This is a genomic window from Burkholderia sp. 22PA0106, from assembly GCF_047497155.1.
GTDB lineage: Bacteria > Pseudomonadota > Gammaproteobacteria > Burkholderiales > Burkholderiaceae > Burkholderia.
Window position 1 is genome coordinate 891,493 of the sequence record NZ_CP163163.1, and the last position, 13,254, is coordinate 904,746.

A 13,254-nucleotide genomic window follows, 5' to 3' on the forward strand; every position below is an offset into this window, starting at 1 on the left:
TCGCGCCGCTCGATGCCGCCGGCCCGGTGCCGGATGCGCTCGATCCGGCCGACGGGAGGCGAGCCTGGCAGGGACGATCGATTCGAATTCCGCTCTGCAAGCGTCGCTCGTGGCATGCGCGGCTCATGGCAAGCGCGGCTCATGACACGAGCCGCGCGCTCACGCGGCGGCGCTTGCCCCCGGCGCTTTCACATGCGCGGGCGACAGCTCGGCCACGCTCCGGCAGCCGAGCATCGCGAGCGTGCGGTCGATCTCGTCCTTGAGGATCGCGATCACGCGCGAGGCGCCGGCCTCGCCGGCCACGGCCAGCCCGTACAGCGTGGCGCGGCCGAGCAGCACGGCATCGGCGCCGAGCGCGAGCGCCTTCACCACGTCGGCGCCACGGCGGATGCCGCTGTCCATCAGCAGCGTGCCGCGCCCATCGACGTGCTCGCCGGCATCGCAGGCGCGGCGCGTGGCGGCGAGCACGTCGATGGGCGCGATCGCGTCGTCGAGCTGGCGCGCGCCGTGGTTCGACAGGATCACCCCGTCGGCGCCGAGTTCGAGGCAGGCGCGGGCATCGTCGGCGGCGAGGATGCCCTTCACGAGCAGGCGATGCGGCCAGCGATCGCGCAGGCGGCGCAGGTCCTGCCAGTTGAAGCTCGCATCCATCTGCCGCTTGAGCAGCGCGGCCTTCACCTCGACGCTCGCGCCGTCGTCGGCGCCCACGTTGGCCAGCGTCGGCACGCCGCCGTTGGCGAGCAGCGCGCACGACCAGCGCGGATGCAGCAGGCCGTCGAGCAGCACGCGCGGCGTGTAGCGCAGCGGCAGCGCGAAGCCGTTGCGCAGGTCGCGCTCGCGCTTGCCGTTCAGCGGCACGTCCACGGTCACCACCAGCGTGCGATAGCCGGCGCGGGCGGCGCGCTCGGCCAGGCTGTCGGCGAGCGCGCGATGCATCACGTAAAGCTGGAACCACGGCTCGCCGCCGGCCTCGCCGGCGAGCCGTTCGAGCGTGACGTTCGAGGCGGTGGACATCGCGAACGGCACGCCGGCCTGCGCCGCCGCGCGCGCCAGCGCGATGTCGCCGTCCGGCCAGATCAGGCCGTTCAGCCCGGTGGGCGCGATCACGAACGGCGCGGCCTGCGGCTTGCCGAACAGCGTGGTATCGAGCGTGCGCGTGCTGACATCGACGAGCCGGCGCGGCACGAAGGCGATGCGCGAAAACGCGTCGCGATTGCGATCGAGGCCACGCTCGTCCTCGGCGCCGCCATCGAGGTAGTCGAACACGCGGCGCGGCAGGCGGCGGCGGGCGAGGCGGCGAAAATCTTCGACGTTGACGGGATCGGGCATCGGCGGCAGGCGTGGTGGCGGCCCATGCGGCGCGACGACGAACGTGTCGCTCGGGCGGGGCGGGCGCGAAAGCGCACGAGTGTAAACGCTTTGCGCCTGCACGGGCGCGCCTGCGGCCGGCTCGCTTCGCATTGGCCGCCAATGCGAAGTGCGCGAACCGCCGGCGCGTGCGACTTAATCAAGAAAAATCAGCAAACGATTCATGGAGAAATGGCGGTGCTATCGTAGCCGCGATCGTCGATGGCCCGCGCCGGCAACGCCGCGCGCCGTCCCGCGAACACAATCATCGGGCGCCGCGCGAATGAAGCTCGGGCGGGGCGCACCGGGCACCGGACTCGTGATGGCGCGTCGCGGCGGGACACCCCTGTCGCGCACGCCCTGGCGCTGTCCCGGTCGCTGTCAGATACAGGAGAGAGGGCCTTGTCGACTCAAGCCAATGCCGGAGCCTCGCGGCTCGCGGTGATGAATTTCCTCAACGAAGCCGCCAACGATTATCCCGATGCGATTTCGTTCGCGTCGGGCCGGCCGGCCGAGCAGTTCTTCTCGCTGGAGGGCTGGCTCGCCTCCGTGCCCGACTATCAGGCGCACGTGGCGCGCGAGGCGGGCCGGGATCTCGCGTTCGCGGGCCGGCGCATCGCCCAATACGGCCGCACGGCCGGCATCATCAACGCCCTGGTGGCCGAGCAGCTGCGCGTGGACGAGGGCATCGACTGCGACCCGCAGCAGGTGATGGTGACGGCCGGTTGCCAGGAAGCGCTCGCGCTGATCGTGCCGGCGCTGTGCCGCGCGCCCGGCGACGTGATGCTCGCGCGCAATCCCACCTATATCGGCATCACCGGCGTGGCCGATTTCGCCGGCATCGAGATCGTGCCGGTGGCCTGCGCCGACGGCGAGCGCTGGGAGCAGGCGCTGGCGCGCACCGCGGCCGCGCTGCGCCGGGTGGGCAAGACCGCGCGCGGCTTCTATCTGACGCCCGATTTCGACAATCCCACCGGCACCGTGCTCAGCGAAGCCGAGCGGCGCTCGATCATCGCCGGCTGCATCGAGCACCGCATCGTGGCGCTCGAGGACAACCCCTACGGCATGTTCCGCTTCGACGGCGACGCGCCGCCGCTGATGACGTCGCTCGATCCGGCCGGCTGCGTGATCTATCTCGCCACCTATTCGAAGACGCTGTGCCCGGCCGTGCGCATCGGCGCGGCGGTGCTGCCGAAGCGGCTGTTCGGCGACGAGGCGGCGGCCGAGCGGTTGCGCGCCGAACTCGCCGAGCGCAAGAGCTTCGTCACCGTCAACACGAGCCAGGTCACGCAGGCGCTGGTGGGCGGCGTGCTGCTGCGCGAGGGCGGCAGCCTGCGCAGGCTCGTCGAGGCGCCGCGCGCGTTCTATCACCGCAATCGCGACACGCTGGTGGCGGCGCTCGAGGCGCGGCTCGGCGGGCGCGACGGCATCGCCTGGAATCGCCCCGACGGCGGCTTCTTCCTCGGGGTGACGCTGCCGTTCGATTTCGGCCAGCGCGAGACGGTGGAATGCGCGCGCGATCACGGCGTGATCGTGATGCCGATGACCTTCTTCTCTCTCGACGGCGGGTATCGCAACGCCGTGCGTCTTGCCTTCAGCAATGCCGAGCCGGCCGCGATCGAGGCCGGCGTGGAGCGCTTCGCGCGCTATCTCGACGCGAAGCTGCACGCCCCCGGCTGATCGGCCTCGCGCGGGCGCGCCCCGAGCGGGGGCGTCGCCGCGCGTGGCCGTGTCCCTTTCGTGTCCTTCACCACTCGTCTACAGGACCGTGCGCAGATGTGCCAGACCCTCATCATCGACAACTTCGATTCGTTCACCTACAACATCTTCCAGCAGATGGGCGAGGCCTGCGGCGTCGAACCGACCGTCGTGAAGAACACCGCGCGGCTCGACGAGATCGATTTCTCGCGTTATGACTGCATCATCGTGTCGCCCGGGCCGGGCACGCCGGCGGTGCCCGCCGATGTCGGCATCAGCGCGGACGTGATCCGCGACAGCACGCTGCCGCTGCTCGGCGTGTGCCTCGGCCATCAGTGCATGGCGCACGTGCACGGCATGGAGGTGGTGCACGCGCCCGAGCCGATGCACGGCCGGGTCAACGTGATCCGCCACGACGGGCGCGGCGTGTTCGCCGGCCTGCCCGAGGCGCTGTCGATCGTGCGCTATCACTCGCTGGTGGTGAAGGCGGTGCAGGAGCCGTTCGAGGCCTGCGCGTGGGGCGACGACGGCGTGATCCACGGCATCCGCCATCGCACGCGTCCGCTGCACGGCGTGCAGTTCCATCCGGAATCGATCTGCACCGAAGGCGGCATCGACCTGTTTCGCAACTTCCGCGACATCGCGCTGGCCCACAAGCGCAAGCAGGCCGCCTGAATCGCCGTCGATCGCGACATGCGCTGGCGCCCGGACCCGGGGGATCGGCTAAGATACGGCCCGCCCATCATTACCGAACCAGCGGAGTACGCCGTGATTCAACCGACCCCCGTCTTCAAGGACAACCTCGCGCAACTGCCGGCCATCGACGGCATCGAACGGATCGACCTCGTCGATGCCGGCGGCAGCGTCGTGTCGACGATCGAAAACAAGCCGGGCAAGCAAGGCTCGCTCGCGGTCTATCACTACCTGCAACAGGCGTTCGGCAAGCTCGACGCCGCGGCGGCCGAGCATGGCCTCGCGGTGTTCGGCGAGCACACGGCCGACGCGCGCAACCGGCCGGGTGCGCACCCGAACGTCGATCGTCTGCTGGAGGTGGCCGGCGGCGCGCCCGCGCTGCGCATCGATGTGATCGCCGCGGCCTGAGCGGCTGCGCGGCGCGAGGCTCGGCGGGTTTCAGCCTGACTGCCGAGCGCTTCGCGCCGTTTCGATTGCAGGGCTTCGGCCCGACCTCCGGGGGCTTTGCGCCGCCCCGGTTGCAGGGCTTCGTCCGGACCTCCGAGGGCTTGGCGCTCCCTCCGGGTTGTTTGGCCCTGCCGCCACGGCCCGTTGCGTGCCGCCCGCCGAGCGCGGCGGCCGTTCCCGCCCGAGGTTTCTCTTACGTTGCCGACCCGGCCGTGGCCGACGCCTCGCTCGCCGCGCCGAATTCGCCGTCGAGCCAGCGCTGCACCACGCCCGGCAGTTCCGTCATCCGTTCGAACGTCACATGCACGCCGATCGCGAGCAGCGCCGCGCGCCGTTCGTCGGGCGCGTGCGCGCTGCCGGTGAAGCCGAGCACCGTCATGCCGGCCGCGAGCGCGGCGCGCGCGCCGGTCACGCTGTCCTCGATCACGGCGCAGCCCGACGGCGGCACCTGCAAGGTGTCCGACGCGGCCAGGTAGACGTCGGGCGCCGGCTTCGGGCGCGCCACGCGCTCGCCTGTGAACAGGCGGCCGCCGAACACCTCGTCGAGGCCGACGCGCTTGACCACGCGCTCGACGTAATCGAGATCGCTGTTGCTCGCGCAGGCCAGCCGCAGCGCGATCGACTTGAGCGCCTCGACGGCACCCGGAATTTCGGGCGCGTGGGCCGCGTTGGTGCGGATGTCTTCGCGGATCGAATGGATTTCGTCCTCGCTGATGGTGCGGCCGAGCGTCTTGCCGGCCTCGGTCAGCACCACGGCGGTACGCATGCCGAGCAGCGGGCGGATCGCGTCGTGGACGCCTTCGACCTGCCAGAGCGCCTCCAGGCGTTCGATGACGATGCGCTCGGCAATCGCCTCGCTGTCGACGAGCACGCCGTCGCAATCGCTGATCAGGGCACGGTCCGCGCGCAGCGGGGAAGGGGTGGGGGCTTGCATGGGGTTCTCCTGCGGTAACCGGCCATGATACCGGCAAGGCCGTGCTGCCGGCTCGCCGGCTGCCGGCAGGTTCTTGTCCCGGCGCGACTTGGTCGGGAGATGGTGCATTGCACTAGATCATTTGCTCTTTTATAAATCAAAAGATCGTGTCTTGATTTTTGGATGAAATCGATGGTGTCGTGTCATCCGGAGCGCGAGGTGTCAGATTCGGCAATAAATCGATGTTTTTGCTGTAATGACGAATAAATAGGCCGATATACAGGTAATCAATGCGATTTCATCGCGTCCTGATCCCATCCGGCTCAAGCAATCGGCGTCAGAATTTGCACGATGAAAGTGCGTGATTCTTGACTGACAGTCAAGGCTCTTTCCCGGTTCGGCGGCTTTTTGCAGGGCAGCATTGCGGGCACACTGCGACCACGTCGAATAGCGGGTGCAGCCGGCCCGCGCTTTTATTGCGCCTTTACAGGACCGCCGTCATGAACGCTTCCTCCTCTCCCGCCGCGTCGGCGCCGAGCTCGACCTTGCCGCTGCTGGCGCTGGCCGTCGGCGCGTTCGGCATCGGCACCACCGAGTTTTCGCCGATGGGTCTGCTGCCGGTGATCGCCGACGGCGTCCACGTCTCGATTCCGAGCGCCGGCATGCTGATCAGCGCCTACGCGATCGGCGTGATGGTCGGCGCGCCGATCATGACGCTGCTGCTCGCGCGCGCCTCGCGCCGCACCGCGCTGGTGTTGCTGATGAGCATCTTCACGATCGGCAACCTGCTGTCGGCCATCGCGCCCGACTACACCACGCTGCTGCTCGCGCGGCTCGTGACCAGCCTGAACCACGGCGCGTTCTTCGGCATCGGCTCGGTGGTGGCGGCCTCGCTCGTGCCGCGCGAACGCCAGGCCAGCGCGGTGGCCACGATGTTCATGGGGCTCACCATCGCCAACGTCGGCGGCGTGCCGGCCGCCACCTGGCTCGGCCAGATGATCGGCTGGCGGATGTCGTTCGTCGCGACCTCCGGCCTCGGCGTGCTGGCCATGGCCGGGCTGCTCGCGGCGCTGCCGAAGGGCGAGGCTGGCCGCATGCCCGACGTGCGCGCCGAACTGGCCGTGCTGACGCGCCCGGTGGTGCTCGGCGCGATGGCCACCACGGTGCTCGGCGCGGGTTCGATGTTCACGCTCTACACCTATATCGCGCCGGCGCTCGAACACCTGACGCACGCGTCGCCGGGCTTCGTCACGGCGATGCTGGTGCTGATCGGCGTGGGCTTCTCGATCGGCAACGCGGCGGGCGGGCGGCTGGCCGACCGGTCGCTCGAAGGCAGCCTGATCGCGTTTCTGTTGTTGCTGATCGTGGTGATGGCGGCGTTCCCGGTGCTGGCCACGACGCAGGTGGGCGCGGCGCTGGCGCTGCTGGTCTGGGGCGCGGGCGCGTTCGCCGTGGTGCCGCCGCTGCAGATGCGCGTGATGCGCGCCGCGTCCGAAGCGCCGGGGCTGGCGGCGTCGGTCAATGTCGGCGCGTTCAATCTCGGCAATGCGCTCGGCGCGGCGGCCGGCGGCGCGGTGCTGTCGTCGGGGCTGGGGTATGCGGCCGTGTCGCTGGCGGGCTCTGGGATCGCGGCGCTCGGGCTGTTGCTGGTGCTGTCGCAGATGCGTCGCCGGCCGAGTCCGGCCGCTTGCTGAACGTGCTGGCTTGAGTATTGGCCCGCGTGCGGTGCGCCGCGCGTGAGACGAGGTTGCAGAGGGTTGGTTTGTTCTGCCCTGACGGCGGTGCGTGCTACGCGCCGCCGTTTTGCTTTTTGGCGCGGACGAGCGCGGGGCGAGGAGCGGGGAAGGCGCGAGGGCCGTGATGCAGGGGGGCTTACTGACCCGAGGCGGCGGAAGCGGGAGCGGCCGGGGCGGCGGTTGGTGCCGAGGCGGGAGCGGTCGAAGCGGCGGTCGCGGTTGAGGCAGCCGACGTGGTCGAAGCGGCGGCCGAGGTTGAGGCAGCAGACGTGGTTGAACCAGCGGCCGGGGTTGATGCGGCAGACGCGGAAGTGGCCGAAGCGGCAGCCGGTGCGGAAGCGGCTTGATTTGCGGTGGCGGGTGACGATGCGGCGCTGGCCGGGGCCGCGGCGGACGCGGCAACGGCCGCGCTGGGGCTCTGCGTCGGTGCCGAGGCTGCGTTGACGTTCGATGCGGCAGCGGCCGCCTGAGCAGGCGCGGCCGTGGCCGGTGCGGGGGTTGATGCCGCGGCGGTGGCAGCGGCAGGCGCCGATGCAGCAGTCGTGGCCGCGGTAGATGCCGATGCAGCGGCCGGAGCCGCTGCGGGTGCGGCAGCCGCCGCGCTCGACACAGGAGCCGGGTTGGCGCTCGGCGCGGCTGCGGGATGCGAAGCCACAACCGGCGCGGTCGTATTCGATGCTGCCGGTACAGCAGCGGCAGCCTTGACCGGCGCGGCCTGCGGTGCCGGCGCGTTGGCCGCGGCATGGCCGTTCGGAGCGATCGTTGTCGCGGCGCCCGGCGTCAGATTGACCTCGCCTTGCGTCGGCACGCCGGCCGCGCCGACCTGATTCGCTGCCGACGCGTTCATGCCCTGCGTAGCCGGCACGGCCGTGGCCTGCGCCGCGCCGCCGTTAGGCAGCGCGGACGTGCCCGTCGAGGCCACCACGGCCTGCGCGCCGGGCGCAACATTCGCGCCTGCGGCCGGCGCCGTCGGGGCCGCCGCCGCATGATTCGACGCTGCTGCCGCCGCAGGCACCAGCACAGCCTCGGGCGCTACCGACGAAGATGACGACGAAGAAGGCGAAGCGGACGGCGAAGCGGACGGCGAAGACGCCGGCCCCGTCGGCTCGGCCGGCGTGCGCATCTTGACCGGCCCGGTATCGCCCGGGCCACCCGTGCCCGGCGCCGGTTCCGGCAGCGGCGCGACCGGCTCCTGCTCGGCGGCCTTGGCCGCCGCCTTGCCGTGCTTGGCCGGATTGACCTTCAGGAAGTGATCGACGAGCTTGAAGAAGCGGTCGTAGAACACGCCGGCCGGAATCGTCTCGCTGGCGATCTTCACCATCGAATCGTCGCTCGACCCGATCGGCAAGGACAACGAACCGAGCACCGACAGGCCCACGCTGGCCGACGTGCTGGTCTTCTTGAGCGTGTAGCGATCCTGCACGGCGTTCACGTAGGCGATGCTCGAACCCGAATCGGGATCCGAATCGACGCAGACCACGTGAAATTCGATCACCACGTGCGAATCGCTGGCCGGCTGGAAGTTCTTGCTGCCGTCGACGGTGTCGGGCCGCGCCAGGTTGGTGGTGTAGCCCTGGCTCAGCAGCGCGCGGCGCGCGGCCTCGCAGGTGGCCGACGACGTGTCGTGGAAGGTGTGCGTGTACGGGCTGCTCGACGCGTCGAACTGCTCCTGCGTGTACAGCGGCTTGGGCGCGGACGAGCAGGCCGACAGCAAGGCCGTGGTCGCGAACGCGCAAGTCAGGGAAATCAGGCGAAGTCGAGTGTGCATGGCGTCGGGTAGTGGGAGGGACGCACCGGCCCGGCACCGCGCGATGCGACCCCGGGCCGCTTGCGTGACCGGCCGCTATTATAGTTTCCCCTGATGCCAGGCTGCATTTGCCGCGCGAACGCGCAGGCGGCGCAGACGAAAAACGACACACGAAAAAAATCCCGCCCAACCGGGGCGGGATCGTGCTGCATGGGCTGCGATATCGCTCAGGCCTGGCCCGTGGCGATCTCGATCTTGCGCGGCAGCGCTTCGGCGCGGCGCGGGATGCGCAGCGTCAGCACGCCGTCGCGCAGGTTCGCGTCGATGCGCGCGGTGTCGAAGTGCGGGCTGACCGCGAAGCTGCGCAGGTAGCGCGGCGTGCGCCGTTCGGCATGCTGCACGCGCAGGCCGGCCGTTTGCGGCAGATCGGCCTGGGCGTCGATGGTCAGGCGGCCGTCGTGCACGCGCACGTCGAGGCCCGCTTTCGCGACGCCGGGCAGGTCGGCCCACAGCGTGATGCCTTGCGCGTCCTCGGTGATATCCACCGACGGCGTGACGCTCGGGCCGCGGCGCGGCGTGTCGTGGGCGCCCGGTCGGGCCGGTGCGGTGGCGTCGGCGGCGGGGCGGTCGATGAGTTCGGGAGTGGTGGTCATGGCGATGGTCCTCGCAATCATTTACTGAACGTGAATCGAACGCGGCTGCGCGGCAGCGCGCTTCGCGATACGGATGTGCAGGCAGCCATTGTCGTAGCGCGCCTCGATGTTGCCGGCGTCGGCATTCGACGGCAGTTCCACCGCGCGGCGGAAGCGGCCGCTGAAGCGTTCGCGCGACAGCGGGCGAGCCGCTTCGGCTTGCGCGGTTCGGGCGGCAGGTTCCGCGCCAGATGATTCGGCATCCGAAACATTATTGGACGAAAAAGAAACGCCGGGCGATGCGGTGCTGCGTTCGCCGCTGATGGTCAGGAGTCCTTTGTCGATGGTCACGTCGAAATCGCCGGCCTGCATGCCCGGGGCGAAGGCGACGATCTCGATCGCATCGTCGTTCGCGCCGACGTTGATCGGCGGGAAGGTGTCGAAGCGGCTGCCGCGCGAGGCGGCGAAGCCCGACATCTGCCGTTGCAGCCGGTCGAGTTCGCCGAACAGGTCGGCGCCGAAGCGATACGTGGTCATGGTTCGAATCCTCTCGAAGATCGATCGGCATGGACGGTGCGCGAAGGGCGCGGGCCATGCGATGCGGGGTCAACCGGCGGTGCGGAACGCAACCGCCTCATGGCTCCACAAATAGGAACGTTGCGCACGAATTCAAGGGGGATTTTTCAAACCGATGCTTGCGGGTGCATCGATCGCCGGCGGCGTCCCAGCTGCCCGCTGGGGTCGCGCCCCGCTTCAGGGGCATCCCTATCGGGATCATCCCTAGCAGCGGCGTCGTGCCATCCCAAACTTTGGAATCGCGATGGTATGCTGCCCCACTCTCGAATACTGAGGTCTCGCATCGGCAATGCCGATTCCCGTGATCGTTGCAACTCCCGATATCCGTGAAGGTTTCGCCGCCGGCCGCGCTGCCGCGCCGCACCGAAACCCGCCTGCGCCAGCAGCGTCCCGCGATCGCGCGAGGCGTGCGATGCGCCGCGCCCCGCCGCGACCGCGCTGACGCGCAGGCCTCACGCACACCGTCTTCCTTTTCAACACCTATCCGGAGATTTCCATGACCCGAAACCAAGCGGTCGAGGCCACGCATTCCCTGTCGCTCGATGTGCCCGAGTACGTTCGCCATCGCGGCCTGATCGACTGGGTCGCGCGCATCGCGGCGCTGACCGAAGCCGACAAGGTGGTGTGGTGCGACGGCTCGCAGGAAGAATACGATCGCTTCTGCGAACAGATGGTCGCGCAGGGCACCATGATCCGGCTCAACCCGGCCAAGCGCCCGAACTCGTTTCTGGCGCTGTCCGATCCGTCGGACGTGGCACGCGTGGAAGATCGCACGTTCATTTGCAGCGAAGCGCGCGACGATGCCGGCCCGACCAACCATTGGGTCGCGCCGGCCGAGATGCGCGGCACGCTCGACGGCCTGTTCCGCGGCGCGATGCGCGGCCGCACGCTCTACGTCGTGCCGTTCTCGATGGGGCCGCTCGGCTCGCCGATCGCGCATATCGGCGTGGAGCTGTCCGACAGCCCGTACGTGGCCGTCAACATGCGGATCATGACGCGCATGGGCCGCGACGTGTATCGCGTGCTCGGCGAGGACGGCCATTTCGTGCCGTGCGTGCACAGCGTCGGCAAGCCGCTTGCGGCCGGCGAGGCCGACGTGCCGTGGCCGTGCAACGACACCAAGTACATCGTGCATTTCCCCGAAACGCGCGAGATCTGGAGCTACGGCTCGGGCTACGGCGGCAACGCGCTGCTCGGGAAAAAGTGCTTCGCACTCCGGATCGCCTCGACGATGGGCCGCGACGAAGGCTGGCTCGCCGAGCACATGCTGATCCTCGGCGTGACCGCGCCCGACGGCACCAAGCGCCATATCGCGGCGGCGTTCCCGTCGGCCTGCGGCAAGACCAACTTCGCGATGCTGATCCCGCCGGCCGGCTTCGACGGCTGGAAGGTCACGACGATCGGCGACGACATCGCCTGGATCAAGCCCGGCCAGGACGGCAAGCTCTACGCGATCAACCCGGAAGCCGGCTACTTCGGCGTCGCGCCGGGCACCGGCGAGAAGACCAACCCGAACGCGCTGGCCACGCTGCGCGAGAACGTGATCTTCACGAACGTCGCGCTGACCGACGACGGCGACGTCTGGTGGGAAGGCCTGACCGACACGCCGCCCGCGCATCTGCTCGACTGGCAGGGCCAGGACTGGACGCCCGCGATCGGCAAGGAAACCGGCCGCAAGGCCGCGCATCCGAACGCGCGCTTCACGGCGCCGGCCTCGCAATGCCCGTCGATCGACGCCGACTGGGACAACCCGGCCGGCGTGGCGATCGACGCGTTCGTGTTCGGCGGCCGCCGCTCGACCACGGTGCCGCTCGTGACCGAGGCGCGCGACTGGACCGAGGGCGTCTACATGGCCGCCACGATGGGCTCCGAAACCACCGCGGCCGCGGCCGGCAAGCAGGGCGTGGTGCGCCGCGATCCGTTCGCGATGCTGCCGTTCTGCGGCTACAACATGAGCGACTATTTCTCGCACTGGCTGAAGCTCGGCAGCCAGCTCGCAGCGTCGGGCGCGACGTTGCCGAAGATCTACTGCGTGAACTGGTTCCGCAAGGACGCCGACGGCCGCTTCGCGTGGCCCGGCTTCGGCGAGAACATGCGCGTGCTGAAGTGGATGCTGGAGCGCATCGATGGCCGGGGCGAGGGCGTCGAGCACGCGCTCGGCCTGACGCCGCGCTATCAGGACATCGACTGGGGCGGCATGGCGTTTTCGGCCGAACAGTTCGAGCAGGTGGCCTCGGTCGATCGCGACGCATGGCGCGAGGAACTGGCGCTGCACGACGAGCTGTTCGACAAGCTGAAGACGCGCCTGCCGCAGGCGCTGGCCGACACCAAGGCGGCCTTCGAGGCACGGCTCCAGGGCTGACCGGGTAGCAGGCTTGCCCGGATTCCCCTGAAAAAACGCCACGCGAACCCGGTTCGCGTGGCGTTTTTCATTGGCGCGGAGAATCGGCGGTCCGCCGCAGCCCAAGGCGATCCACAGCCGTTCGATGCGACAATCGTCGCCGTCATTCATTGAACGAATTCGCTACCGGAGACCGCATCCCATGGATATTCAACGCATTGCCGTCGTCGGCGCGGGCGTGATCGGCGCAAGCTGGACCGCCTTCTATCTCGATCAGGGCTTCGAGGTGGTCGTGACCGACCCCGCGCCCGACGCGGCCGAACGGCTCGACGTGGCGCTCGTGCGCTTCATGGGCGAGGCGCGGCTCGCGGCCTGCCGCGCCAAGCTGCGTTTCGTGGCCGATCTCGACGCCGCGCTCGACGGCGTGGATTTCGTGCAGGAAAACGGCCCCGAGCGGCTCGACGTCAAGCGCGAGCTGTATCGCCGCCTGGATGCGCGCCTGCCGGCCGAGGCGCTGGTCGCGTCGAGCTCGTCGGGCCTGCGCATGTCCGATATCCAGACCGCCTGCGAACGGCATCCCGAGCGCTGCCTGATCGCGCATCCGTTCAATCCCCCGCACCTGATTCCGCTCGTCGAGCTGGCCGGTGGCGAAGCCACCGCGCCCGAGGCGATCGCGCGCGCCAAGCGCTTCTACGACGGGCTCGGCAAGGTCACGATCGTGCTGAACAAGGAGATGCCCGGCCACGTGGCGAACCGGCTGGCCGCCGCGTTGTTCCGCGAGGTGTATCACCTGGTGGGCGAGGGCGTGGTCAGCGTGGCCGACGCCGACAAGGCCGTGTCCTGGGGGCCGGGCCTGCGCTGGGGGCTGATGGGGCAGGGCCTGACCTATCACCTGGGCGGCGGCGACGGCGGCATGGCGCATTTTCTCGACCATCTGTCGGGGCCGATCACGAGCTGGTGGGACGATCTCGGCGCGCCGGCGTTCAACGAGGACGTCGATCGCAAGCTGATCGAGGAACTGCGCGAGATCCAGGGCGCGCGCTCGATCGCCGAACTCGGCGCGGAGCGCGACCGGCTGCTGGTGGAATTGATCGAGGCGCGCCGGCGCAGCTTCCTGCCCTGAT

Annotated in this window: 11 protein-coding genes; 6 read left to right on the top strand and 5 right to left on the bottom strand. The window is 69.6% G+C overall.

The genetic code is table 11. From position 1 onward, the window contains the following. Positions 1-159 precede the first annotated feature (159 nt). Positions 160-1,329, bottom strand: a complete 1,170-nt coding sequence (locus AB4850_RS18850) for an alpha-hydroxy-acid oxidizing protein (RefSeq protein ID WP_414444528.1) — start codon at positions 1,327-1,329, stop codon at positions 160-162. Positions 1,330-1,749: 420 nt separating this feature from the next. Between AB4850_RS18850 and AB4850_RS18855 the strand changes: the two genes are divergently transcribed. The 3 genes from AB4850_RS18855 (at position 1,750) to AB4850_RS18865 (ending at position 4,146) form a co-directional block, all read left to right on the top strand. Continuing rightward, positions 1,750-3,027 (top strand): PLP-dependent aminotransferase family protein, encoded by a 1,278-nt coding sequence (locus AB4850_RS18855; protein WP_414444529.1) that lies wholly within the window; start codon positions 1,750-1,752, stop codon positions 3,025-3,027. 96 nt (positions 3,028-3,123) lie between these two features. After that, positions 3,124-3,720: an anthranilate synthase component II gene (locus AB4850_RS18860; RefSeq protein ID WP_414444530.1), complete on the top strand. Its 597-nt coding sequence runs from the start codon at positions 3,124-3,126 to the stop codon at positions 3,718-3,720. 93 nt (positions 3,721-3,813) lie between these two features. After that, positions 3,814-4,146 (top strand): DUF2322 family protein, encoded by a 333-nt coding sequence (locus AB4850_RS18865; RefSeq protein ID WP_414444531.1) that lies wholly within the window; start codon positions 3,814-3,816, stop codon positions 4,144-4,146. Positions 4,147-4,378: 232 nt separating this feature from the next. Here AB4850_RS18865 and AB4850_RS18870 read toward each other — a convergent pair whose 3' ends face one another. After that, positions 4,379-5,119: an HAD family hydrolase gene (locus tag AB4850_RS18870; RefSeq protein WP_414444532.1), complete on the bottom strand. Its 741-nt coding sequence runs from the start codon at positions 5,117-5,119 to the stop codon at positions 4,379-4,381. A gap of 479 nt (positions 5,120-5,598) precedes the next feature. Here AB4850_RS18870 and AB4850_RS18875 point away from each other — a divergent pair, with 479 nt between their 5' ends. After that, positions 5,599-6,792: an MFS transporter gene (locus AB4850_RS18875; RefSeq protein ID WP_414444533.1), complete on the top strand. Its 1,194-nt coding sequence runs from the start codon at positions 5,599-5,601 to the stop codon at positions 6,790-6,792. Positions 6,793-6,970: 178 nt separating this feature from the next. Here the strand turns inward: AB4850_RS18875 and AB4850_RS18880 are convergent, their stop codons facing one another. The 3 genes from AB4850_RS18880 to AB4850_RS18890 all read right to left on the bottom strand — a co-directional run bounded on the left by AB4850_RS18880 (position 6,971) and on the right by AB4850_RS18890 (position 9,750). Then, positions 6,971-8,602 (bottom strand): DUF2242 domain-containing protein, encoded by a 1,632-nt coding sequence (locus tag AB4850_RS18880; protein ID WP_414444534.1) that lies wholly within the window; start codon positions 8,600-8,602, stop codon positions 6,971-6,973. 206 nt (positions 8,603-8,808) lie between these two features. After that, positions 8,809-9,234 carry an Hsp20/alpha crystallin family protein gene (locus AB4850_RS18885; protein WP_414444535.1) on the bottom strand — a complete coding sequence of 142 codons (426 nt, stop codon included), beginning with the start codon at positions 9,232-9,234 and terminating at the stop codon, positions 8,809-8,811. 21 nt (positions 9,235-9,255) lie between these two features. Next, positions 9,256-9,750 carry an Hsp20/alpha crystallin family protein gene (locus tag AB4850_RS18890; RefSeq protein WP_414444536.1) on the bottom strand — a complete coding sequence of 165 codons (495 nt, stop codon included), beginning with the start codon at positions 9,748-9,750 and terminating at the stop codon, positions 9,256-9,258. Positions 9,751-10,285: 535 nt separating this feature from the next. Here AB4850_RS18890 and AB4850_RS18895 point away from each other — a divergent pair. Further along, positions 10,286-12,151 carry a phosphoenolpyruvate carboxykinase (GTP) gene (locus AB4850_RS18895; protein ID WP_414444537.1) on the top strand — a complete coding sequence of 622 codons (1,866 nt, stop codon included), beginning with the start codon at positions 10,286-10,288 and terminating at the stop codon, positions 12,149-12,151. 181 nt (positions 12,152-12,332) lie between these two features. Next, positions 12,333-13,253 (top strand): 3-hydroxyacyl-CoA dehydrogenase NAD-binding domain-containing protein, encoded by a 921-nt coding sequence (locus AB4850_RS18900; RefSeq protein WP_414444538.1) that lies wholly within the window; start codon positions 12,333-12,335, stop codon positions 13,251-13,253. Position 13,254: the final 1 nt, after the last annotated feature.

What these genes read in the sequence shown, in the direction of transcription:
- AB4850_RS18850 (WP_414444528.1), bottom strand. Translation starts at nt 1,329, where the DNA reads ATGCCCGATCCCGTCAACGTCGAAGATTTTCGCCGCCTCGCCCGCCGC.
- AB4850_RS18860 (WP_414444530.1), top strand. Translation starts at nt 3,124, where the DNA reads ATGTGCCAGACCCTCATCATCGACAACTTCGATTCGTTCACCTACAAC.
- AB4850_RS18870 (WP_414444532.1), bottom strand. Translation starts at nt 5,119, where the DNA reads ATGCAAGCCCCCACCCCTTCCCCGCTGCGCGCGGACCGTGCCCTGATC.
- AB4850_RS18875 (WP_414444533.1), top strand. Translation starts at nt 5,599, where the DNA reads ATGAACGCTTCCTCCTCTCCCGCCGCGTCGGCGCCGAGCTCGACCTTG.
- AB4850_RS18880 (WP_414444534.1), bottom strand. Translation starts at nt 8,602, where the DNA reads ATGCACACTCGACTTCGCCTGATTTCCCTGACTTGCGCGTTCGCGACC.
- AB4850_RS18885 (WP_414444535.1), bottom strand. Translation starts at nt 9,234, where the DNA reads ATGACCACCACTCCCGAACTCATCGACCGCCCCGCCGCCGACGCCACC.
- AB4850_RS18890 (WP_414444536.1), bottom strand. Translation starts at nt 9,750, where the DNA reads ATGACCACGTATCGCTTCGGCGCCGACCTGTTCGGCGAACTCGACCGG.
- AB4850_RS18895 (WP_414444537.1), top strand. Translation starts at nt 10,286, where the DNA reads ATGACCCGAAACCAAGCGGTCGAGGCCACGCATTCCCTGTCGCTCGAT.
- AB4850_RS18900 (WP_414444538.1), top strand. Translation starts at nt 12,333, where the DNA reads ATGGATATTCAACGCATTGCCGTCGTCGGCGCGGGCGTGATCGGCGCA.